General features: G+C 47.7%; 17 protein-coding genes and 5 pseudogenes. 16 read left to right on the top strand and 6 right to left on the bottom strand.

Going from position 1 to position 21,547, the window contains the following annotated elements:
* The first annotated feature begins 17 nt into the window (after positions 1-17).
* The 6 genes and pseudogenes from MUB23_RS17350 to MUB23_RS17325 all read left to right on the top strand — a co-directional run bounded on the left by MUB23_RS17350 (position 18) and on the right by MUB23_RS17325 (position 5,514).
* Entirely contained in the window at positions 18-1,778 is a 1,761-nt protein-coding gene (locus MUB23_RS17350; protein ID WP_244802008.1) for an ATP-binding protein, read from the top strand.
* A 499-nt stretch (positions 1,779-2,277) separates the two neighbouring features.
* A pseudogene (locus tag MUB23_RS17345) lies at positions 2,278-2,559 on the top strand (DEAD/DEAH box helicase family protein); the annotation flags it as partial.
* A gap of 227 nt (positions 2,560-2,786) precedes the next feature.
* Complete coding sequence (locus MUB23_RS17340; RefSeq protein ID WP_244802007.1) at positions 2,787-3,011, top strand: hypothetical protein; 225 nt, start codon at positions 2,787-2,789, stop codon at positions 3,009-3,011.
* On the top strand, positions 3,001-3,594 hold the full coding sequence (locus MUB23_RS17335) for a hypothetical protein (RefSeq protein ID WP_244802006.1): 594 nt from the start codon (positions 3,001-3,003) through the stop codon (positions 3,592-3,594). Before MUB23_RS17340 ends, MUB23_RS17335 begins: the two co-directional genes overlap by 11 nt.
* On the top strand, positions 3,591-3,839 hold the full coding sequence (locus tag MUB23_RS17330) for an ABC-three component system middle component 6 (RefSeq protein ID WP_244802005.1): 249 nt from the start codon (positions 3,591-3,593) through the stop codon (positions 3,837-3,839). Before MUB23_RS17335 ends, MUB23_RS17330 begins: the two co-directional genes overlap by 4 nt.
* Positions 3,811-5,514, top strand: a complete 1,704-nt coding sequence (locus tag MUB23_RS17325) for a DUF2326 domain-containing protein (RefSeq protein ID WP_244802004.1) — start codon at positions 3,811-3,813, stop codon at positions 5,512-5,514. Before MUB23_RS17330 ends, MUB23_RS17325 begins: the two co-directional genes overlap by 29 nt.
* A 318-nt stretch (positions 5,515-5,832) precedes the next feature.
* Here the strand turns inward: MUB23_RS17325 and MUB23_RS20170 are convergent.
* Positions 5,833-6,060 (bottom strand): annotated as a pseudogene (locus MUB23_RS20170) (IS91 family transposase); the annotation flags it as partial.
* A gap of 78 nt (positions 6,061-6,138) precedes the next feature.
* Here MUB23_RS20170 and MUB23_RS17320 point away from each other — a divergent pair.
* Positions 6,139-6,447, top strand: coding sequence for a hypothetical protein (locus MUB23_RS17320; RefSeq protein ID WP_244802003.1), 309 nt, complete (start codon positions 6,139-6,141; stop codon positions 6,445-6,447).
* Positions 6,444-6,734 (top strand): CD1845 family protein, encoded by a 291-nt coding sequence (locus MUB23_RS17315; protein WP_244802002.1) that lies wholly within the window; start codon positions 6,444-6,446, stop codon positions 6,732-6,734. Before MUB23_RS17320 ends, MUB23_RS17315 begins: the two co-directional genes overlap by 4 nt.
* Before the next feature lie 55 nt (positions 6,735-6,789).
* Here the strand turns inward: MUB23_RS17315 and MUB23_RS20080 are convergent.
* A pseudogene (locus MUB23_RS20080) lies at positions 6,790-7,840 on the bottom strand (ATP-binding protein); the annotation flags it as partial.
* Positions 7,841-7,894: 54 nt separating this feature from the next.
* Between MUB23_RS20080 and MUB23_RS17305 the strand changes: the two are divergent.
* The 3 genes and pseudogenes from MUB23_RS17305 (at position 7,895) to MUB23_RS17295 (ending at position 10,192) form a co-directional block, all read left to right on the top strand.
* Positions 7,895-8,128 (top strand): response regulator, encoded by a 234-nt coding sequence (locus tag MUB23_RS17305; RefSeq protein WP_244802001.1) that lies wholly within the window; start codon positions 7,895-7,897, stop codon positions 8,126-8,128.
* A 295-nt stretch (positions 8,129-8,423) separates the two neighbouring features.
* Positions 8,424-8,552: pseudogene (locus MUB23_RS17300) on the top strand (CD1845 family protein); the annotation flags it as partial.
* A gap of 344 nt (positions 8,553-8,896) precedes the next feature.
* On the top strand, positions 8,897-10,192 hold the full coding sequence (locus MUB23_RS17295) for an ATP-binding protein (RefSeq protein WP_244802000.1): 1,296 nt from the start codon (positions 8,897-8,899) through the stop codon (positions 10,190-10,192).
* A 107-nt stretch (positions 10,193-10,299) separates the two neighbouring features.
* On the opposite strand, the gene MUB23_RS20075 is transcribed toward MUB23_RS17295, so the two are convergent.
* Both MUB23_RS20075 and MUB23_RS17285 read right to left on the bottom strand, forming a co-directional pair.
* Positions 10,300-10,407, bottom strand: a complete 108-nt coding sequence (locus tag MUB23_RS20075) for an IS3 family transposase (protein WP_244802097.1) — start codon at positions 10,405-10,407, stop codon at positions 10,300-10,302.
* A gap of 139 nt (positions 10,408-10,546) precedes the next feature.
* A complete protein-coding gene (locus MUB23_RS17285; protein ID WP_244801999.1) occupies positions 10,547-10,885 on the bottom strand; it encodes a transposase in 339 nt (112 codons plus the stop codon).
* 110 nt (positions 10,886-10,995) lie between these two features.
* Here MUB23_RS17285 and MUB23_RS20165 point away from each other — a divergent pair.
* From MUB23_RS20165 to clpX, 5 genes and pseudogenes are all read left to right on the top strand, one after another.
* Positions 10,996-11,067, top strand: a pseudogene (locus MUB23_RS20165) (hypothetical protein); the annotation flags it as partial.
* Between the two features lie 33 nt (positions 11,068-11,100).
* Positions 11,101-11,283, top strand: coding sequence for a hypothetical protein (locus MUB23_RS20160; protein WP_244802096.1), 183 nt, complete (start codon positions 11,101-11,103; stop codon positions 11,281-11,283).
* 374 nt (positions 11,284-11,657) lie between these two features.
* Positions 11,658-13,646, top strand: a complete 1,989-nt coding sequence (gene uvrB / locus MUB23_RS17270) for an excinuclease ABC subunit UvrB (RefSeq protein WP_244802095.1) — start codon at positions 11,658-11,660, stop codon at positions 13,644-13,646.
* A 296-nt stretch (positions 13,647-13,942) separates the two neighbouring features.
* Positions 13,943-16,768 carry an excinuclease ABC subunit UvrA gene (gene uvrA / locus MUB23_RS17265; RefSeq protein WP_244801998.1) on the top strand — a complete coding sequence of 942 codons (2,826 nt, stop codon included), beginning with the start codon at positions 13,943-13,945 and terminating at the stop codon, positions 16,766-16,768.
* Positions 16,769-17,032: 264 nt separating this feature from the next.
* Entirely contained in the window at positions 17,033-18,490 is a 1,458-nt protein-coding gene (gene clpX, locus MUB23_RS17260; protein WP_244801997.1) for an ATP-dependent Clp protease ATP-binding subunit ClpX, read from the top strand.
* Between the two features lie 161 nt (positions 18,491-18,651).
* Here clpX and MUB23_RS17255 read toward each other — a convergent pair whose 3' ends face one another.
* Entirely contained in the window at positions 18,652-19,938 is a 1,287-nt protein-coding gene (locus MUB23_RS17255; protein ID WP_244801996.1) for an SLC13 family permease, read from the bottom strand.
* A 24-nt stretch (positions 19,939-19,962) separates the two neighbouring features.
* The gene (locus MUB23_RS17250) at positions 19,963-21,495 is read right to left on the bottom strand and encodes a carboxylesterase/lipase family protein (RefSeq protein ID WP_244801995.1); all 1,533 of its coding nucleotides are present in this window, start codon (positions 21,493-21,495) and stop codon (positions 19,963-19,965) included.
* Positions 21,496-21,547 lie beyond the last annotated feature (52 nt).

The following is a 21,547-nucleotide window of genomic DNA, read 5'->3' as shown; positions in this document are numbered from 1 at the left end:
GCCGGGAGGTAGGCAGCATGAGTAAGGGGAATGGGAAGAAACAGGGCATTGCTGAAAATTTCAAACCGGTGGAAAGTCTTTTCCACCGCTTCATTCCAGGGCTTCTGCTGGCCGCTTTCGTTCTGCTCAGCATGGCGTCTCTGCTCTCGATTCAGCGGCTGCAAGGGGATGCCCGGACGATCAACTATGCCGGGATTGTCCGCGGCGCTACCCAGCGGTTGATCAAACAAGAGATGAATGCTGCGGAAAACGATGAACTGATCGGAACGTTGGACGGGATTCTGACTGGGTTAAGCGCAGGGGGAGGAGAATATCAGCTGACCGTACTTCGCTCTCCGGAATTTCAAAGTGATCTGTCCGAGATGGAAAAATCCTGGACTCGGATCAAGGAGGAAATCTACCAGGTCCGGGGAGGGGCGGATACCAGAACGCTTTATGAGCTGAGTGAATCCTATTTTTCCTTGACGAATCAGGCGGTTTCCGCTGCCGAAGCCTATTCGGAGAAGAAGGTGCTAAGCAGTACCCGCTGGATTTCGCTGCTCAACGGAGTCTTTGTGCTGGTTGCCGTTTTATTCGGCATCTATCAGAGCCGTCAGAAAAAGGTGTACCAAGAACTGGTGATTGCCGAGCGCGCAAGCCGGGAGAAGAGCCGGTTTCTGTCCCAAATGTCCCATGAAATCCGCACGCCGATGAACGGTATTATCGGGATGACACAGATTGCAAAAGAATCTATTAATAATACAGAAAAGCTGGAAGAATGCCTTGGCAAGATTCAGTTGTCTTCGGATTATCTGCTTTCCTTGATCAATGACATCCTGGATATGTCCCGCATTGAAAATGGGAAAATCGAGCTTTATCACACGGCGTTTGATCTTCGTTCCTTTGCGGAACGGCTGAGCACGATGTTTACTCAGAAGGCGGCGGATGCCGGGCTGAGTTTTTCCGTGACAACCGGCAACATCACGGCGCCGGCCGTTGTCGGCGATGAACTGCGCCTGACTCAGATCGTGGTAAATCTGATTTCCAACGCGTTGAAATTTACGCCGGAAGGCGGGGAGATCCTGGTGGCTCTCCGTCAGGAACGGCAGGAAGACGATTTCTGCCGTTTGACCATTGAGGTCAGGGATACGGGAATCGGCATGACGGAAGAGTTCCTGAAAAAGATATTTGAGCCCTTTGAGCAGGCGGATTCTTCCATCTCCCACAAATATGGAGGGACTGGGCTGGGACTTGCTATCAGTCATAATCTGATCCAACTGATGGGCGGCCAGATTTCCGTTCAAAGCAAAGAAGGGGAGGGAACCTGTTTCCAGGTCGGCCTCCGGCTTCCCGTCACGGACAGCAACGTTCCGGAGATTGCCCCGTCCGCAAGAATCCAGTCCGAAGAACGTCTGGACGGATACCGGATTCTCTTGGCGGAGGACAATGCGATCAATTCGGAAATTGCAACGTCTCTCTTGGCGATCAAGGGGGCCAAGGTGGATCCTGTCTGGGACGGGAAAGAAGCTTTGGAGCAATTCGCCCAATCCACTCCCGGAGCGTACCAGGTCGTTTTGATGGACATCCAGATGCCGGTGATGAACGGTCTGGAGGCCTGCCGGAAAATTCGATCCTGTGGTCACGCCCAGGCCAAGACAATTCCCATCATAGGCCTGTCGGCCAATGCCTTCCAGCAGGACGCCGGGGAAGCAATGGACTCCGGCATGAACGGGTATGTGTCGAAGCCGTTTGACTTAAAAGAGCTGGTCCATGCGATCCGCCTGGCCTGCGGGGAGTGAGAGAGATAGGAAAGAGAAAACGGGAAACCGGCGGAAGTTTATTTAATGCGGAATGTTGGAGGTGTGCTGGAACATACTTCCAACATTTTCTGATTATTATAGAACATCGAAATCTACCATAAAAGGTACATTAAATTGGAAAAATATTGCCACAAGAAAAAAGAACAAATGTTCCGCATTACGGCTATACATTTCGATCTGTCCATGTTATAATTTGACTTGTCAGCAGGAAAGCAAGCGCGACCGTAGGGAGCATTTGCTTTCACCTGACAAGTAGGCGAGGAACAGTATGTTCCGAGTGATGCAAAGGACTGCGAAGCAGTCTTTGTATCGTTTCGTGAACTTTAGGAAGACTATTTTCGCCAGGCATGATCTGGTGTTATGGTGTTTCACATAACCGGGGTTAGTGACTTTTACCAGGTCACCAAGGAGGGAAAAAGACGATATGGAAAATCAAGGACATTCGCAAGCCGCTCCGCTGCTTGCTCATGAAACTGGCATGAAAAGCGATGCTGGTTTCAAACTGCATTCCGAATACCAGCCCACCGGCGATCAGCCCCAGGCGATCGACGCCCTTGTCCAAGGTTTTCGGGAAGGCAACCGATTTGAAACTTTGCTGGGCGTCACCGGCTCCGGCAAGACGTTTACCATGGCCAACGTCATTCAGCAGTTGCAAAAACCGACCTTAGTGCTGGCCCATAACAAGACCCTGGCCGCTCAGCTCTACGGCGAGTTTAAGGAATTCTTCCCGGAGAATGCGGTGGAGTATTTCGTCAGTTATTCTATGAAACGAATTTTCAGCCACTACTGATTGATGTTGTTTAGTGCTATTTACATAATATTTTGTGGACTATATGGACTGCATGGACGGAATAACACCAGGTGGACTAGGTGGACAGGTGACCGCCATTCGTAAAGAGATACATTAGTTACTTGAAAATTGAATGTAGTGTATAGACGACTTGAAAATATGATGATAGAATGGAAACATGCAAAGGAGGAAATAAAATGGATTGGAATTTAATTTTGACGTTAATAGGGACTGTAGCTACAGTTATTTCAACAGTGTTGGCAATAAGAGCTAAAAATGAAGCTAAAGATATTTTGAAGCAGATACGGGAAGAAAAAAGTAGGAACATTCAGAATAGTGGCAGTGTTCAAATCAGTAATAAAGGAACAAATTCCGGTATAATGAGTGGCATAAACTCTGGAGATATTCGAAATGAAAAGTAAGGATATTCAGATTGAAAACAGTGGAAATAATAGTGGTGTGCTTGTTGCTGACAATAATGGGGTAATTCAAATCTCTATGAAAGAGACAATTAAGATTCCATCATTAATTTCCAAAGTAGTGCAATCATTAGGTGTGGCATGCTTAGATGCAGATATATCTGGTGCATTATACAGTCTAGAAGAATATAAACCGGATGAAAAGATAACATACAATAATGTAATCCGATATAAATATATTATTAAAGAATATGTTACATATTATATGTACTGTGATAATTTTTTGAATATATATGATGATTCTAACGTGCGCGGGAAAGCAAAAATATTGAGGTGTATTCATTTATGGTATTTAGAGGCAAAAGGTCAAATTTTTTCTGAGAACCAAGATTCGGGTAAAGACGAAATGGATTTGATCAGACTTTACTCAGATAGAATAATAGATATGGTTAAGGATAGGATTTATGATACAGTGAAAAATTCTGATGAATTTGGCAGTGCTTGCGCTGAGGATTTAGAGTTGGGAATAGCCTGCTTTACTTGTTATTGTTTTATGGAGTGTAAAATTTTGGAGAAGCCGAAATGATTATAAATGTTGAGAGAGCACCAGAGTTGTCTTTGTACTATTTGGGTGGAATTATATTGAAGATTTTAAATAAAGATTTAGTCATAGGAATAGATGAACTTTTGGCTAAGGTAAAATTAGAAATAGACGAAAATATACATATTGATTTTTTGTATTATACTTTAGATTGGTTATTTTTATTGTCATTGATAAAGCTAGATGAAGGGAAGGTGTATTATGCGAATAAAAAAGTTAATAGTGCGTAAAACGAAACCTTCCGAAGAAACTATCCGAGAAATTACCTTTAATGAAAAGGGATTAAATTTAATTGTAGATAATACATCGGAAGAGGTTTTAGAGAGTGGAAATAGTGTAGGAAAATCTACGGCTATAAAGATTATTGATTTGTGTTTGGGAGCTAAAAGTGTACGAGAGCTTTATTATGATTCAGATACAAAAAGTGAAAATGTTGAAGTACGGGAGTTCTTGAAGACATATAAAGTTCAAGCTGAATTGGTTTTAATAGATGAGAAAGAGACATATTCAATAAAGCGAGATTTATTTAGAAATGGGAAAAAATATATTGCTGATATACCTTATACAGAAAATGAATTTTGGACAGAGCTGAAAAAAATAATATTTGGACTTGAAGAACCTTGTCCTACGTTTAGACAGTTAATTCCGAAGTTTGTTAGGATTTCAAACACTTCTGAAGACGGTATGATAAAGTTTTTACCTTCAATGGTAAGTAATGATAATTATGATACTATTTATTGCTTTTTATTCCAAATTTACAGCAAAATATTATTGAGTAAAAAGAGTGAAATAAGGGAACAACTTTCTGGATGTCAGAAATCCATACAAACTTTCGAAAAAAGCAAAAGTATTGGTTCTTTAAATGTTCTACGACAATCTATGGAATTGATTGATTCGGACTTGACGGATTTAAACAACAAAAGACAAGAATTGTCTTATATGGATATGTATCGCAATGAATTAGATGTAAAGAGACAATTAACTTTACAGATAAATGAGTTGCAAGAAAGAATGGAAATCACAGAGTTTGAAATAAATACTATTAAGAAGAGCATAGATAAATTAGCGCAAGAAAAAAAAGATATAGATTTAGAGACATTACGGCTTATATATGAAGAAGCAAAATCTTATATGCCGGAGTTGCAAAAGCAATTTGAAGATGTTGTGCATTTTCATAATGCTATGATTCAAAATAGAATAGATTTTATTGAGGAACAGTTGAAAAGTAAAGAAACTTTGAATGCCCAATATTCAAAACAATTGCAGGAAATATTAGATGAAAAAGAGAAGATTACAATAGAAGTCTTGGACGAGGGATTACTAGATGAACTAAATATGCTAAATCAAAAGATTGAAGATTTAGCATTGAAAAAAGGAGAACTACAAAAATCGATTGCTTTGTTAGAAGAGCAGGAGAAAATAAAGTTAAAGCTCAACGATGAATTGACAGAGATTGAGAAGCAAATGAGTAATGATGGGATAAATGATAAAATTAAAAAGTTCAATCAAGTTTTCTCTGAGTACTGTGAAAAATTGTACGGTGAAAAATATTTATTAGCTTACAATGAAGAGTGGAAGGAGGAAAAGAAATTTCCAGTAAGTATTGCATCGCTTGGTGGCAATGTGGGAACTGGTAAGAAAAAAGCAGTTATTGTTGCTTTCGACTTAGCATATATGCAATACAGCATAGAATTGGGAATAAAGGCACCGCAGTTTGTTATTCATGATAAAATGGAAAATACTCATATCAATCAGTTAAAGACTATCTTTGAAATCTGTGAAAAAATTGATGGCCAATATATTATTCCAATTCTACGAGAGCGTATAGATAAGATTAATCAAGAATATATAGAAAAAGCTAAAATTCTTGAGTTAAGTACAACAGATAAGTTTTTCTGTATTTAAAATAAATTATTTTTGATAAGAACCGTTTGCTTAGGCAGGCGGTTTTTTTGTCCCTTTATAGGAAAGTGCTCGTTTTGGATGAAAGGGATGAAAATAACCCGCTAAAAAAGTGGGCATAGAAACCAGACGGTTTTGATTTTAGAAAATATAGAAACCTTCTTCACCAAAATCGTCATCATCCATGTCACGGACTTCATCCGAAGTCATTCCTTCTGGAGGATTTTTTATATATTGTTCCCGGAGTTCCTTTGCAAGTTCAGTTTCTGTAATACGTTTGATCGTAACCGCCTCCATTCAAGTTTAGATAGATTGATTGTATCATGAGAACGAGGACTGTAGAAGCGAAGAAATAGAAGCAGGGGAACGACAGCGGTATTTCCGCATAGCCTTTTCGTATAATTCATGCAAAGGAACGGGCTTGTGGTTAAAGTAGAGTTCTAAAAAGAGCATAGTCTTGCCGCAACGAGAGCATTTTAAAGGGTCATATCCAAACGAATGGAGGATAGAATCCCTCCAGCGGTTGAAAGAGAGATAGATTTTATGCCGCCGTATCCTTGCCTTTTTACGCTGTCACTGGCATAATGGCGGCAGAACGAAACGTATCCCAAGGAGGGAAAGAGATATATGCTAACATTTGAAAAGGTGTTTGAGATTTTTGGAGCGTATCTGGAAGAAGATCTGGAGATTGAGGTGCTGCAAAGCAGGCGTGGCTATATCCGCCTGCAGTGGGCGGGGCAAGCGCCATACTGCGATGACACTTCCCTCTACCTGACCCCGGAAAGCCTGTTTGATGCGCTGTTAGAGGACTTTAAAATCCATGAAGGAATCAAGCGAACCAGAGGACGGCGGGAGCTGACAGAGGAAGATGAAAAAGTGGTGTTATCCCTCTGCCAGCCCTATCTGGAGAAACGCCGGAAGGAGAAAAACGTATGAGATTGTTGTTAAAAATTGCAGCTGCGCCGGTCATTGTGGCGCTGGCCATGTTCGTATGGATTTGTAGCAGCCTGCTGTACTGTTCTGCTTTTATTTTTGGTATTGTCAGTACCGTGATTGCCCTGCTGGGGCTGGCAGTGCTTGTGACCTACTCCCCGAAAAACGGACTGATTCTCTGGGGGATTGCTTTCCTGGTAAGTCCGGTGGGACTGCCGATGGCGGCGGCCTGGGTGCTGGGAAAGGTGCAGGACTTGCGGTATTGGATTCAGGACGGGATTTGTGGGTAAGGGATATGCAAAAAAACAGAAGCACGGGAGCGAATGATGCCCTCGTGCTTCTGTTTTACGCTTTCACGTATTTTTGATTTTTACTGTTTGGCTTATCGGGAATGGTTATTTTAAGCTGACCTGATTCTAATAGTGGCTTTAAGATCTTTTTGCGAAAATGTTCTCTGCTGGAAATAGCAAGGTAGGCTTGCATTTCATTTCTTGTCCTTGGTTCGGAACAAAATTCAACCAACTTTTTCATGCGTCCATCTTGCGCTGTAACTTGCCCTCTATCTTGCGCTGTGTCAGAGCGCAAGTTGTAATTCACGTTTTTCAGAACAGCCCGGAAATCCGACGGCGTAGAGAAAAACTCCAGTTTTAATTGTTCTGTGTAACCTGGTAGCTTTGCAGTTTCACTGAGAATCTTTTTCAGTCCGCTTCCCCGGCGTTCCATGTACTTCATACGGTGGAACAGATCGGCAATTACCGGGTTGCGGCGCACGGAGCTTACTGCACTGATGTCACATTCCTGAATCGGTTTTCCCTCAAACATTCCACCGGAAGACTGGATTTCCAGACGGTCATCATTGTATTTCGCTGCCCAGGACGATGTAGTCACGATGGATCAGGGCATTGACCAGGGCTTCGGTTACGGCACGGTCGCTGTAATCCGGCTTGTCTACCCGATAGCGGGCCTCTTTTACGAAGCGGACTTTGGAGTTGTTGCGCACAAAATCACTGCCATTTTGCAGCAGATAAATAAGATTGCCTTCAAACTCTTTATCGTTTAAGGCATCATCAAAAATAGAGCCTTTTTCAAGACCGTTCCAGCGTGTGCAAAACACTCTTGAATTATAAACAATGTGTTGGACAGCCAGCAGCTTTCCAGTATTGGTCAGGAATCCGTCCTTATCAGCCAGTCCAAAGGAAACATAGTCGGCTGGTTCAAAGCGAAGTCCGGTGCGTTCCAGATAGGTAGCTTCCAATAAGGTAAAACTGTAATCGGCCTTTTTTGCGTCTGTTACCAGTGCGCCAAAAGAGCGGTTTGTGCCTTTTAAAATCAGTTCGTTGACTACATGATCCGGGGCGGCGATACTCTCATTTTCAACACGGACATAGGCTTCCCTTAGGCGGTGGATCTTTTCGCCGCGGCGCCGGCGAATCATTTCCTGGCGGTACTGATGGATAACCGTATGCCGGTCATGGACGGACTGGTAGCCACGCAGGCTATTCGCGGGCTGGATCGGCCCGATGCGGCCGATGTACCTATCCTTGCCATGACGGCCAACGCTTTTTTTGAGGAGGATAGACGGCAGGCTTTCGCAGCGGGAATGAATGGATATATTGCGAAGCCCATTGACGTTTCAGTTTTGACTCAGGAGTTAAAGCGACTGGTAAACAGCAAAATTATATGATGTTTATCCGATCAGAGCTTTAGGATTTCTATTTTTGGGGGTTTCAGAACAAAGTGTGCGCTTTGCGCACACTCGCGCCGGAGCGCGGTTGCGTTAGAAGCCATTTTCCTTTGCGCGGGGTGTGCCTCCATAGCGGAGTGTTCTTTTTTACCACATATAACTTGAGTTTCCGCAAACTGTAATTAAAAAATAAATATATCTATCCAAAGTGCCAATCCGTCGATTTTTGAAAGAATCATGAATGACAGTTTCCTGAGTAGAGGTACTCTAATAAGCCCCGCCGGAATCGGACTTTGCGGTACTTGTGACTGGTTCACCGAAAAATGGACTGATTCTCTGGGTGATCGCTTTTCTGGTAAGCCCGGTGGGATTGCCAATGGCGGCAGCATGGATACTTGGGAAAGTGCAGGATTTGCGATATTGAATTCAGAATATGATACATAAATAAAGAAAATTAGGAATTATTTCAAATAATGCTCTGAATTTTCATATTACCTAGTTCCTGTTGCTATAATATACTTTTGGTTTTGGGTATTTGGTTTAGTATATCAACATTTTTGTACGTACTGGTTGTTTTACTTGTGGGGTGACTTGTTGGTTGTCTTGTTGGTGCTTAGCCACAAAGGACGATTTCCTAATATTCGTGTCGAAATGCGACAGTTATGCTGAAATAATCGTGTACTTTAGTGCAAAAATCAAAGCTGATGCCGTTGAAGTATACATGAATATGTGATATGCTATGGTCAGTACCTTTAAGGAGGGCTGATTATGTATAGAAAAATTATGAGCTTCTTAGAAGCGTGGAAAGAAAGCAACCACCGTAAACCACTTATTTTGCAGGGAGCAAGGCAGGTAGGCAAAACCTATTCCATACTGGAATTTGGGCGTACTCATTATGAGAATGTAGCGTACTTCAATTTTGAAACAAATCCAAAGCTGAACGAAACCTTTGATGAGAACATCAGCCCGGATTATCTGATCCCCATTCTTTCGCATATTGCAGGGCAAACAATAGTCAAGGAAAAAACGCTGATTGTGTTTGACGAAGTGCAGCTTTGCGAAAGAGCATTGACAAGTCTGAAATACTTTTGTGAGGACGCACCAGATTACCATATCATCGTGGCAGGCAGTTTACTCGGTGTGGCGGTCAACAGAGCCAAGTTCTCATTTCCTGTAGGCAAGGTGGATATGAAAACACTTTATCCTATGGATATGGAGGAATTTATGCTGGCTTTGGGCGAAGATGCTATGGTAAAGCAGATCAAGGATTGCTTTGCCGACAACTCTCCTATGCCCTCTGCCTTACATGATGCGGCAATGCAGCTTTACCGCCAGTATCTTATCATCGGCGGTATGCCAGAGTGTGTGATGCAGTTTGCCCAAACCAAGGATTATATCCTCGTCCGTCATACGCAGGATACCATTCTTGCAAGCTATCTGAATGATATGAGCAAGTATAACAACCTCAATGAAATCAAGAAAACAAGACTTGCTTATGACAACATTACCGTTCAGCTTTCCAAGAAAAACACTCGTTTTCAATATAAGCTGATTAAAAAAGGCGGCAGAGCTTCCGAGTTTGAAAATGCTATCGAATGGCTTTGTTTGTCTGGCATTGTGTCACAGGTTTACAAGGCAGAGCAAATCAAGAAACCACTTGAAAACTACCGTGATATTGATACGTTCAAAATCTATGTTTCAGACTTGGGTTTGCTCTGTGCCAAAAAGGACTTAGCAGCAAACGATATTCTCTATATGGTTGAAGAACTTAATGATTTCAAGGGTGGTATGACTGAAAACTATGTCAATGTGCAACTCACTATAAACGGATACAACACCTATTATTGGGAGTCCAATCGTGGAGCAGAAATTGATTTTGTCATTCAGCGTGAAGGACAGCTTATCCCTATTGAGGTAAAGAGCGCCGACAACACCAGAGCCAAGAGTTTGAAAGTGTATATGGAAACTTATAAGCCAGCCTATGCGATTAAGCTCTCAGCTAAAAACTTTGGCTTTGAGGATAATAAAAAAATTGTTCCGCTCTATGCCACATTTTGCATCTAAAATTCAATATGGCAACCGTAACGCTCACAGAGATGTGGGCGTTAATTTTTTGCAATTTACTTTCGTATGGACTTATGTCAATACATTGGACAAAAAAAGTTGAAAGATTATGCTGCCCTCCTTAGTTCCTCATCTTCCTTTTGCTGAGGGGTCATGTAATCAATGGCGCTATGAATCCTTTTACGGTTATACCAGGACTCAATATATTCAAAGATTGCCCTCTGGGACTCCTTGATATCCTGATAAGTATGCAGATAGATTTCTTCTTTCTTAATACAGAATGAAATGATTCTATGCAGGCATTATCGTAGGGATTCCCCTTCCTGCTAAAGGAATGGAGCATTTCTTTTTCACTTAAATATCTCTCGAATGCCTGACTGGTATACTGGCTCCCCAAATCACTGTGAAGGATAATACCTTTTGTCTCTTATAGGCATAGCCGATGATTTTCCGGCTGCACAAGTCCATGACGCTTGCCAGATACGTCCACCCCTCCTCCTTGAACTCCTTTAGGGTAACGGTCTCGGTTTCGGATACTTTGACCGGAGTCAGTTGTTTTACCCAACTGCTGAGAGTGCTCCGATTTATGCCATATTCACGTTCCAGTTTTGGATACGAGGTTTCTCCGGTATTATACAGATCCACAATCTGCTGCTTGAATTCCGGAGTGTAAGATTTTTGGTTTTTAGCCATGTTGAACATCTCCTTTGCTCTTTCGCTTGTTATTATAGGTCGTTCAACTTTTCGTGTCCATATTTATATACTAACACCAAGATTTTCATTGGAAGTACTACAAACAGCTTTTGCAGGAGAATCATCTTCCGGATATTCGCTGGCATGATTTGCGAAGCACCTTTTGTACCATACTATTAAAGAATGACTTTAATCCCAAGGCAGTATCGAAACTGATGGGACATGCCAAAGAGCTGATTGCGATGGATGTATACGGCGATAACCGGGGTATCATTGCCGACTGTGTGGATGAGCTTCAGCCGTTTATAAATGAGGTTATACCAGATCCGGAGGAGGAGATGGCGTTTGTCACCGAAAACATTGATGTGATGATTTCGGCGGAAGATTACCTTATATAAAGTGAATAGAAATGGGAAAATATTGCCACAAAAAAAAGAACAAATGTTCCGCATTGCAGCTATACATTTCGAGCAGTCCATGTTATAATTTGACTTGTCAGCAGGAAAGCAAGCGCGACCGTAGGGAGTATTTGCTTTCACCTGACAAGTAGGCGAGGAACAGTATGTTCCGAGTGATGCAAAGGACTGCGAAGCAGTCTTTGTATCGTTTCGTGAACTTTAGGAAGACTATTTTCGCCAGGCATGATCTAGTGTTATGGTGTTTCACATAACCGGGGTTAGTGACTTTTACCAGGTCACCAAGGAGGGAAAAAGACGATATGGAAAATCAAGGACATTCGCAAGCCGCTCCGCTGCTTGCTCATGAAACTGGCATGAAAAGCGATGCTGGTTTCAAACTGCATTCCGAATACCAGCCCACCGGCGATCAGCCCCAGGCGATCGATGCCCTTGTCCAAGGTTTCCGGGAAGGCAACCGATTTGAAACTTTGCTGGGCGTCACCGGCTCCGGCAAGACGTTTACCATGGCCAATGTCATCCAGCAGCTGCAAAAGCCGACCCTGGTGCTGGCCCATAACAAGACCCTGGCCGCTCAGCTCTACGGCGAATTCAAAGAGTTCTTCCCGGAGAATGCGGTGGAGTATTTCGTCTCCTATTACGACTACTACCAGCCGGAGGCCTACGTCCCTTCGACGGATACCTATATAGCAAAAGACTCTGCGGTCAACGATGAGATTGACCGGCTGCGCCACTCGGCTACGGCGGCCCTGTCGGAGCGGAAGGACGTGATCATCGTTTCCTCCGTGTCCTGCATTTACGGATTGGGCAGCCCGATCGACTACCAGAATATGGTGATCTCTCTGCGGCCCGGCATGCAGAAGGACCGGGACGAAGTCCTGCGAAAGCTGATTGATATCCAGTATGCCCGCAACGATATGGATCTGCACCGCGGCACCTTCCGGGTGCGCGGGGATGTGATCGAGATCGTTACGGCCCGTACCGGCGAATCCGCGATCCGGATTGAATTCTTTGGAGATGAGGTGGACCGGATCACAGAGATTGATACGCTGACCGGAGAGATTAAGGCCAGGCTGGGCCATATCTCCATTTTCCCTGCCTCCCACTATGTGGTGTCCAAGGAGCAGATGGCGAAGGCGACGGAAGCTATCGAAGAGGAGCTGAAAGTACAGATCGACAAGTTCCGCGGCGAGGATAAGCTTTTGGAAGCCCAGAGGATTTCAGAGCGCACCAACTTTGACGTGGAGATGATGCGGGAGACCGGTTTTTGCTCCGGCATTGAAAACTATTCGCGCCACCTGGCGGGGCTGCCGGCCGGCGCCACGCCCCATACGCTGCTGGACTATTTTCCGGAAGATTTTCTGCTGATCGTGGACGAGTCCCACATCACGGTGCCCCAGGTGCGCGGCATGTATTCCGGCGACCAGTCCAGAAAGAGAACGCTGGTGGATTTCGGTTTCCGTCTGCCGTCGGCTCTGGACAACCGCCCGCTCAATTTTCAGGAATTTGAAAGCAAGCTGAATCAGGTGATGTTTGTATCGGCCACGCCGAATGTGTACGAGAAAGAGCATGAACAGCTGCGGACGGAACAGATTATCCGGCCCACCGGCCTCTTGGATCCGCGGATCGAGGTTCGTCCGGTGGCGGGACAGGTGGACGACTTGGTCTCCGAGGTCAACAAGGAGGTGGAGGGAGGCCACAAGGTGCTGATTACCACCTTGACCAAGCGGATGGCCGAGGATCTGACCGATTATATGCGGGAGGTGGGAATCCGCGTGCGGTACCTCCACTCGGATATCGATACCTTGGAGCGGAGCGAGATTATCCGGGATATGCGTCTGAACGTATTCGACGTGCTGGTCGGCATCAACCTCCTTCGGGAAGGGTTGGATATCCCGGAGATCACGCTGGTGGCGATTTTGGACGCGGACAAGGAAGGCTTTCTCCGTTCGGAAACTTCGTTGATTCAGACGGTCGGACGGGCGGCCCGGAACTCGGAAGGGCATGTAATCATGTACGCGGATACGATTACCGATTCCATGCGCGTAGCCATTGAGGAGACGAACCGCCGCCGGGCGATCCAGGAGGCATACAATGAAGAGCACGGCATCACGCCGCAGACGATCCAGAAAGCAGTGCGGGATCTGATCCGGATCACCAAAGAGGTGGAGAATACCAAGTCGAAGAAGCTGGATAAAGATCCGGAATCCATGGACGAAAAGGAACTGAAAGCGATGATTGCTCAGATCAGCAAGAAGATGCACCAGGCTGCGGTGGAGCTCAACTTCGAGGAGGCTGCCAATCTCCGGGATCAGATGCTGGAACTGAAACAGTATTTAAAATAATAGAAAGAATGTTCGCTGATAAAGGGACTGGGGGCATGCGGCAAAGCTTGGCGGCAGGCTTCCCGGTTCTTTGAATTATGCGGTAAAACAGATGCTTTTTCTGCTTTACTTTTTCGACGGCATGTGATATTATAACCGCGGGTCAATGGAAACATTTGTTCTCTTTTTGGGCGGCTGGATCAGAGGCGCCGGCGGAGCTCCCGCCGGGAGAAGCGTTGAGGCGCATGGTTTCCGGCAAAAAGAGAATACTGGTAGATAAGGGAAATTTGTCCTTGAAATACGGAGGTCACTATCTCATGAGAGAGAGGCAATTTATTAAAATTCGCGGTGCGAATGAACATAATCTGAAAAATTTATCCGTGGACATTCCGCGGAATGAACTGGTGGTGCTGACCGGGCTTTCCGGGTCGGGGAAGTCTTCCCTGGCTTTTGACACGATTTACGCGGAAGGCCAGAGGCGCTATATGGAATCCCTGTCCTCCTATGCCAGGCAGTTTTTGGGGCAGATGGAAAAGCCGGACGTGGAGAGCATCGAAGGGCTCTCTCCGGCGATCTCGATTGATCAGAAATCCACAAACCGGAACCCGCGTTCCACCGTGGGAACCGTGACAGAGATCTACGATTATCTCAGGCTTCTCTACGCCAGGATCGGCGTGCCCCACTGTCCGAAATGCGGGCGGGAGATCAAAAAGCAGACCGTGGACCAGATGGTGGATCAGGTGATGACTCTGCCGGAGGGCAGCAGGATTCAGGTGCTGGCGCCGGTTGTCCGCGGGCGGAAGGGCGAGCATGTGAAGGTCCTGGAGGCCGCCAGGAAAAGCGGATATGTCCGGGTTCGGATCGACGGAAACCTGTATGAGCTTTCCGAGAGCATCCAGTTGGAAAAGAATATCAAACACAATATTGAAATCGTGATTGACCGTCTGATCGTGCGCCCCGGCATTGAAAACCGGCTGACCGATTCCATGGAGAATGCGCTGCATCTGACCGACGGCATTTTGATGGTGGATGTGTTCGGCGGGGAGGTGCTGCATTTCAGCCAGAATTTTGCCTGCCCGGACTGCGGGATCAGTATTGACGCGGTGGAGCCGAGAAGCTTTTCCTTTAACAATCCGTTTGGCGCGTGCCCGGATTGCTATGGCCTGGGGTACAAGATGGAATTTGACATGGATCTGGTAATCCCGGATCAGAGCCTCAGTATTATGGACGGGGCGATCTCCGTCCACGGCTGGGGATCGGCGGGCAGCGAGGGAAGTTACTCCCACGCGCTGCTGTCCAGCATGGCAAAGCGTTACGGGTTCAGCCTTTCCACCCCCTACCGGGACTATCCGCCGGAGGTGAAAAAGCTGATCGAGCAGGGAACCGGCGGAGAACGGATTCCGGTTCGGTATAAAGGAGAAAAGGGAGAGACCACGTACCAGGTTGCCTTTGAGGGGCTGATCAAAAATCTGGAGCGGCGCTACAGAGAGACCGGCCAGGACGCCCTGAAAGCAGAGTATGAGACCTTTATGCGGATTACACCCTGCAACACCTGCCATGGCCATCGTTTGAAGCAGTCCTCCCTGGCCGTGACGGTCGGAGATAAAAATATTTATGAGCTGACATCCATGCCGCTGACGAAGATCCGGGAGTGCCTGAATGAACTGCAGCTTTCAGACATGGAGCAGGCGATCAGCGGACCAATTTTAAAAGAGGTACACGCCCGCCTCGGCTTTTTGATCGACGTGGGGCTGGATTACCTGACCTTGTCCCGGATGGCAGGGACTCTTTCCGGCGGCGAGGCCCAGAGAATCCGCCTGGCGACCCAGATCGGTTCCGGATTGGTGGGCGTTGCCTATATCCTGGATGAGCCCAGCATCGGCCTGCATCAGCGGGACAACGACAAGCTGCTGAAAACCCTGGTGCACCTGCGGGATCTGGGGAACAGCGTGATTGTGGTGGAGCACGACGAGGATACGATGCGGGCTGCGGATCACATTGTGGATATCGGACCGGGAGCCGGGGAGCACGGCGGCCGGGTGGTGGCCCAGGGAACGGCGGAGGAGATCATGAATACGCCGGGCTCTGTCACCGGGGACTATCTATCCGGGCGGAAAAAAATTCCGGTGCCGGAGGAGAGAAGGAAACCTACGGGGTTCCTAAAGATCCGCGGCGCGGCGGAAAACAACCTGAAAAATATCGACGTGGATATTCCTCTGGGGATTATGACCTGCGTCACCGGCGTGTCTGGATCGGGAAAAAGTTCTCTGATCAATGAAATTCTCTATAAGACGCTGGCGAAAAAAGTGAACCGGGCCAGAACCGTGCCGGGAAAGCACGCCGGAATCGACGGAATCGAGAATATCGACAAGGTCATTGATATCGATCAGTCGCCGATCGGCAGAACGCCCCGGTCCAACCCGGCCACCTATACCGGAGTGTTTGATCTGATCCGCGACCTGTTCGCCAGCACGCCAGACGCAAAGGCCAGGGGTTACCAGAAAGGCCGGTTCAGTTTTAATGTAAAAGGCGGGCGATGCGAGGCGTGCAGCGGAGACGGCATTCTGAAAATTGAGATGCACTTCCTGCCGGATGTCTATGTGCCCTGCGAAGTTTGCGGAGGAAAGCGGTATAACCGGGAGACTCTGGAAGTAAAATATAAAGGAAAAAGTATCTATGATGTGCTGAACATGACGGTGGAAGAAGCGCTGACCTTCTTCGAGCACGTGCCTAGCATCCGCAGAAAGATTGAGATGCTCCACTATGTCGGTCTTTCCTATGTCAAGCTGGGTCAGCCCTCCACGGAACTCTCCGGCGGGGAAGCTCAGCGGGTGAAGCTGGCCACGGAGCTCTGTAAGAGAGGCACCGGGAAGACGCTGTATATTCTGGATGAGCCGACCACCGGCCTTCATTTCGCGGATGTCCACAAGCTGGTGGAAATTCTGCGGCGCTTGTCCGATGGAGGAAACACCGTGGTCGTGATTGAGCACAATCTGGATGTGATTAAAACAGCGGATTACCTGATCGACATGGGACCCGAAGGCGGGGACGGCGGCGGCACCGTCGTGGCCTGCGGGACGCCGGAGGAGCTGGCTCAGGTGGAATCTTCCTATACGGGACAGTACGTAAAAAAATATCTGTAAAAGAGCGGGCGGCGGCTGAAAAACTCTGGGTTTTGGTGAATCAGGAGATTTTTTCAGCCGCCCATCTGACTTTTACCGGAAAAGTCATCGGTTAAGAAAAAATTTATTTGTACCTGCCGGGAATCTGTGATATAAGAGTAAGGTATGACCAATCCTGATCGGGCGCGTTCCGCTTTTGCGGAGCAGTTGAATGCACGCGTCCCCCGGAGGGATAAGATATGCGTGCTGGATTTCAGCCCGAAAGGCGGAATCGGAGGAGAGTAAATGAGCGAAGAAAAAAAAGAAGATCTGGATCTCACCGAGGATCAAGGCGGGGAGACCTTACATAGCGACGAGAAGAAAGAAAATCCGGTTTCCGCTCCCAAGGAGGACCGGCCGGATGAGTATGAGGAAGTGTGCAGTGTCTGCCGCCGTCCGGAGAGCAAGGCAGGGAAGCTGATTCATATGCCTGGGGGCCTGATGATCTGCAACGACTGCATGCAGAAAGCCTTCGACATGTTTAACCAGCAGGGCGGTATGAACGGGTTAAACCTTCAAAATATGCCCTTTGACCTGAAGATGATTGATCTGAACAACCTGGGCGGGGTAGAGATCCCTCAAAAACAGAAGGTGAAAAAGAAAAAGCCCAAGGAAGAAGGCGAAAAACCTTCGTTTACCGTGAAGGATATCCCGGCGCCCCACCGCCTGAAAGCCATGCTGGACGAATACGTCGTCGGACAGGAGAAGGCGAAAAAGACGCTGGCCGTGGCGGTTTACAACCACTATAAACGGATTGCCTCTGATATGGGGGACGGAGTGGAGATTGAAAAATCCAATGTTTTGATGATCGGACCGACCGGAAGCGGAAAAACTTATCTGGTCCGGACCCTGGCGAAACTGCTGAAAGTGCCGTTAGCCATTGCCGACGCGACTTCTCTGACTGAGGCGGGATATATCGGCGACGACATCGAGAGCGTGCTCTCGAAGCTTCTGGCCGCTGCGGAAAACGATGTGGACCGGGCGGAGCACGGGATCGTATTCATCGATGAGATCGATAAGATTGCAAAGAAAAAAAATACCAATACCAGGGACGTCAGCGGAGAATCGGTGCAGCAGGAGCTTTTAAAGATGTTGGAAGGCACCAAGATGGAAGTTCCGGTGGGCTCCGGCAGCAAGAATGCGATGGTTCCGATGACCACCATGGACACCAGGAACATCCTGTTTATCTGCGGCGGCGCGTTTCCCGATCTGGAAGATATCATCAAGGAACGGCTGAACCAGCAGTCCGCCATTGGTTTCCGGGCGTTGCTTAAGGATCAGTACGATCAGGATAAGAATATTTTGTCCAAGGTTCAGATGGAGGATCTGCGGAAATTCGGCATGATCCCGGAATTTTTAGGGCGGCTTCCGATCGTGGTGACCCTGGAGACCTTGACGAAGGAATTTTTGGTGAAGATTCTCAGGGAGCCGAAGAACGCGATTTTAAAGCAGTATGAGAAGCTGCTGGCTATGGACGAAGTGCAGCTGATTTTCGACGACGGCGCGCTGGAAGTGATTGCGGACCGGGCCATGGAGAAGGGAACGGGCGCACGGGCGCTGCGGGCGATATTAGAGGAATACATGCTGGATATCATGTATGAGATTCCAAAAGATTCCAATATCGGCCGTGTGACGATTACCAGGGAGTATCTGGAAAATACCGGCGGCCCCAGGATTGAGCTGCGGGGACAGATTGTGGTGTAATGGTAAGAATGTACTGAGTAAAGCAGGCTCAAAGCCGGTTCTTTGGAATCGGCTTTGAGCCTGCTTTTTTGAACCGGTGAAAACGCCTTGGTTGGATCAAAAAGAGGCGGCCGCTCCGGTAGATTTTTCTCTACTTTTGCAGCCGCTTCAAAGATATTGGTTTAGCCCCAAACAGGGAAGATGATATTTGCCACTAAGGAAGTGATCAGGCACAGGGCAATCAGCAGGGGAATCGTAATCTTCATGATCTTGAAGGGGTTGTATTCACCGGCTGCATATGCCAGAGCACAGGTGGTGGATCCGGTCGGGAAACAGAACGAGAAACCGGAAGCCACGGTGATGCAGACAATCAGTCCGCGAGGATCCATTCCGCCGGCAACTGCCATGGCGGCCACCAGAGGAGTCAATACGGACTTTACTCCGGAGTTGGAGAGGAAGGTGGTCATGACTGCGGTAAAGGTGCAGACAATCAGCATGATCATGAAGCTGTTGTCGGTCCAGCTGATCAGAGTCAGCAGGAAGTTGCCGATTACGTCGGCGGCGCCGGAGCTGGTCAGAGCAGCGGTCACGCCCAGGATACCGGCCAGCATCCAGACCGTATCGGAGGCAACGGCCAGAGTCAGTTCTTTGGCGTTCATGACGCCGACAACGCCCATGGCAACCACGCAGGCGGCAGGGAAGATCCACATAATCTTGCCGAAGAAAGAAATTTTGTTCAGAACCAGAACCACGATGACCAGGATAAAGCAGGCATAAACGAAATTCTGCTTCCACTGGGGTAGAGTACTGGCTTTCATTTCTTTTTCCTGTACATTGGAGAGGGTCAGTTCTTTCTTAGGGAACAGCTTCCAGATGAACAGGCAGACAGGAATCATCAAAATAGCGGGTACAATCTTAACCGAGAGAGTGTTGCCAAATACCAGCAGCTGCTCTGCGGATACGATACTCTCCATATAAGCGTTGGTGGAGAAGTCGATCGTAGCGCCCATACCGATGGGTATAGTGCCTTCCCAAACCACATTGAACATCAACAAAGGCATGATGATACGGGACGGGGTGACTTCGCCGGTGTCGGGAAGAGCATCCAGGAAACCGATGATCAGAGCCATGGCCACGATACCAGGCATGATCAGCAGCATGACAAAGTAGATGGCAAACAGGACGACTATCAGAGCAAAATCCTTTTTCCCGCTCATGGCGCTTAGCATTCCTTTTAGCCGGAGCGCCAGGTTGGTCTTTTGCAGGGCCGTACTCAAGGCAAACATGGAAGCAACCATCACGATGGTCTGGTTGCTGAGACCGCTGAATGCTTCTGGAATCGTCAGTACGCCGGTGAGAACCAGCAATACGCAGCAGAGCATGGTGACCAGGCCAAAGGGAAATTTCCCGCTTAAGAATAGTACAGCCATCAATACAGTAATCAGAATGGTTATTGTTGTAGGTGACATACCTTTTCCTCCATGATGTTAGTATTAAATCTTTTTCAGGTCATATGCAATCATCATATCAATCAGATCGTTGGTAGGGCTTTCAAACATGTGAAGATCATAATCGATATCCATCGCCTGAGGACTTTCCGCAGTATGAGGCGTCCATTCCGGGAGGCCTTCGCCGTTGGGATTGCCGGTTTTGATGAAATTGGCCCAGTAGCCGGCCAGCTGATTGGAGAGATCCCAGTCGCGGCCGGTGTAAGGCCTCTTGCTCTTGGTCAGCGTCTGGAACACGTACTGATGTTCCGCGCTGTGGTGGGCATTCTCAGCGGTGGGAGGCACCAACGTCAGATAATAGCGGTACGCCGGAGTCTTGCCCTGGGCCAACTGGTTTTCACACCAGGCCACATCGGCTGCCTGGGTTCCGCCGGTCATCATGACGAATTTGTTGAACATACGAAGCGCGTACGCCTTGTCCGTTTCGTAGTGGATGGCTTTTAAGAATGCTTCCTGGTAACCTGGACCAAAGAGAAAATCAGCGGCTTGTTTCACTTCTTCCAGCGGAGGCAGCTCAGTCAGCTTGCGTTCCATCTCATCTGCGGTGCAGCCGATCATCGTAGGGATATCGGGATATTTGCCGCCGGCAAAAAGATCGTTCCAGCTTTCAGGGAACACATAGCCGTCCGTAACCGGGCAGAACATCATCATGGGATCAACCGCGTGATGTTTTTTGTATTCTTTGACGCCTTCCTGTAAGGCTTCCTCAGAGGCATTTCTGGCATCCGCAATGGTCGCGTATCCCATTTCCTGCAGGATGGCCGCGCCGGAGGCTGCCGCCTGCTCCAGCGTGGTGGTCATGCCGCCGCGGGTGCGCTCCAGGCCGCCGCTGGACTGCATAATCGCTCCGTGAATCAGCCCCTCGGCCAGGGGTGAGGCAATCATGGTGGTCACCTTCATGCCGCCGCCGGACTGTCCGAATACGGTTACTTGATCCGGGTCGCCGCCGAATGCCGCAATGTTGTTTTTAACCCACTTCAGCGCGGCGATCAGGTCCAGGACGCCGTAGTTGCCGGAGGCGTGATAGCCGCTTTCCGCAGTCAGCTCCGGGTGAGCCAGATAGCCGAAGATTCCCAGCCGGTGGTTCAGCGTGACGATGACGCATCCTCTCTTGGCAAAGCCTTCGCCGTCGTAACAATTCAGATGTCCGTAGCCCTGCGAATATCCTCCGCCGTGGAAATATACGCCGACCGGAAGCTTTTCCCCGGCGCTGTTTGCGGGAGTCCATACATTGAGGTACAGGCAGTCTTCGCTGCGGGGCCATTCTACACAGTAGAATTCATTTCCGATCAGATCGCCGCCGCCCTCGGAAGCCCGCCGTTCCTGGTAACAAATGTTCCCGTATTTGTAGCACTGCCGGACGCCCTCCCAGGGTTCTACCGGCTGCGGCGCTTTCCAGCGTAGCTCACCTACAGGCGGCGCGGCATAAGGGATGCCGCGGAATACGCTGACAGCCTGATTCCATCCGGTAAGTCCCTCCACAGTGCCGGCATCTGTTTTCACTTGAAGTAATGCCATATTGCTCTCCTTTCTTGCAGTAAATCTAAAAATAATATAAACCAAATGAAAA

Source organism: Cuneatibacter sp. NSJ-177, from assembly GCF_022867805.1.
Taxonomy (GTDB): domain Bacteria; phylum Bacillota; class Clostridia; order Lachnospirales; family Lachnospiraceae; genus Pseudolachnospira.
The sequence above is the reverse complement of the archived record's forward strand: the minus strand, read 5'-3'. Positions and strand labels throughout refer to the sequence as shown.

Coding starts and splice junctions, on each gene's coding strand:
- MUB23_RS17350 (WP_244802008.1), top strand. CDS start 18: ATGAGTAAGGGGAATGGGAAGAAACAGGGCATTGCTGAAAATTTCAAA.
- MUB23_RS17340 (WP_244802007.1), top strand. CDS start 2,787: ATGGATTGGAATTTAATTTTGACGTTAATAGGGACTGTAGCTACAGTT.
- MUB23_RS17335 (WP_244802006.1), top strand. CDS start 3,001: ATGAAAAGTAAGGATATTCAGATTGAAAACAGTGGAAATAATAGTGGT.
- MUB23_RS17330 (WP_244802005.1), top strand. CDS start 3,591: ATGATTATAAATGTTGAGAGAGCACCAGAGTTGTCTTTGTACTATTTG.
- MUB23_RS17325 (WP_244802004.1), top strand. CDS start 3,811: ATGCGAATAAAAAAGTTAATAGTGCGTAAAACGAAACCTTCCGAAGAA.
- MUB23_RS17320 (WP_244802003.1), top strand. CDS start 6,139: ATGCTAACATTTGAAAAGGTGTTTGAGATTTTTGGAGCGTATCTGGAA.
- MUB23_RS17315 (WP_244802002.1), top strand. CDS start 6,444: ATGAGATTGTTGTTAAAAATTGCAGCTGCGCCGGTCATTGTGGCGCTG.
- MUB23_RS17305 (WP_244802001.1), top strand. CDS start 7,895: ATGGATAACCGTATGCCGGTCATGGACGGACTGGTAGCCACGCAGGCT.
- MUB23_RS17295 (WP_244802000.1), top strand. CDS start 8,897: ATGTATAGAAAAATTATGAGCTTCTTAGAAGCGTGGAAAGAAAGCAAC.
- MUB23_RS17285 (WP_244801999.1), bottom strand. CDS start 10,885: ATGGCTAAAAACCAAAAATCTTACACTCCGGAATTCAAGCAGCAGATT.
- MUB23_RS20160 (WP_244802096.1), top strand. CDS start 11,101: ATGGGACATGCCAAAGAGCTGATTGCGATGGATGTATACGGCGATAAC.
- uvrB (WP_244802095.1), top strand. CDS start 11,658: ATGAAAAGCGATGCTGGTTTCAAACTGCATTCCGAATACCAGCCCACC.
- uvrA (WP_244801998.1), top strand. CDS start 13,943: ATGAGAGAGAGGCAATTTATTAAAATTCGCGGTGCGAATGAACATAAT.
- clpX (WP_244801997.1), top strand. CDS start 17,033: ATGAGCGAAGAAAAAAAAGAAGATCTGGATCTCACCGAGGATCAAGGC.
- MUB23_RS17255 (WP_244801996.1), bottom strand. CDS start 19,938: ATGTCACCTACAACAATAACCATTCTGATTACTGTATTGATGGCTGTA.
- MUB23_RS17250 (WP_244801995.1), bottom strand. CDS start 21,495: ATGGCATTACTTCAAGTGAAAACAGATGCCGGCACTGTGGAGGGACTT.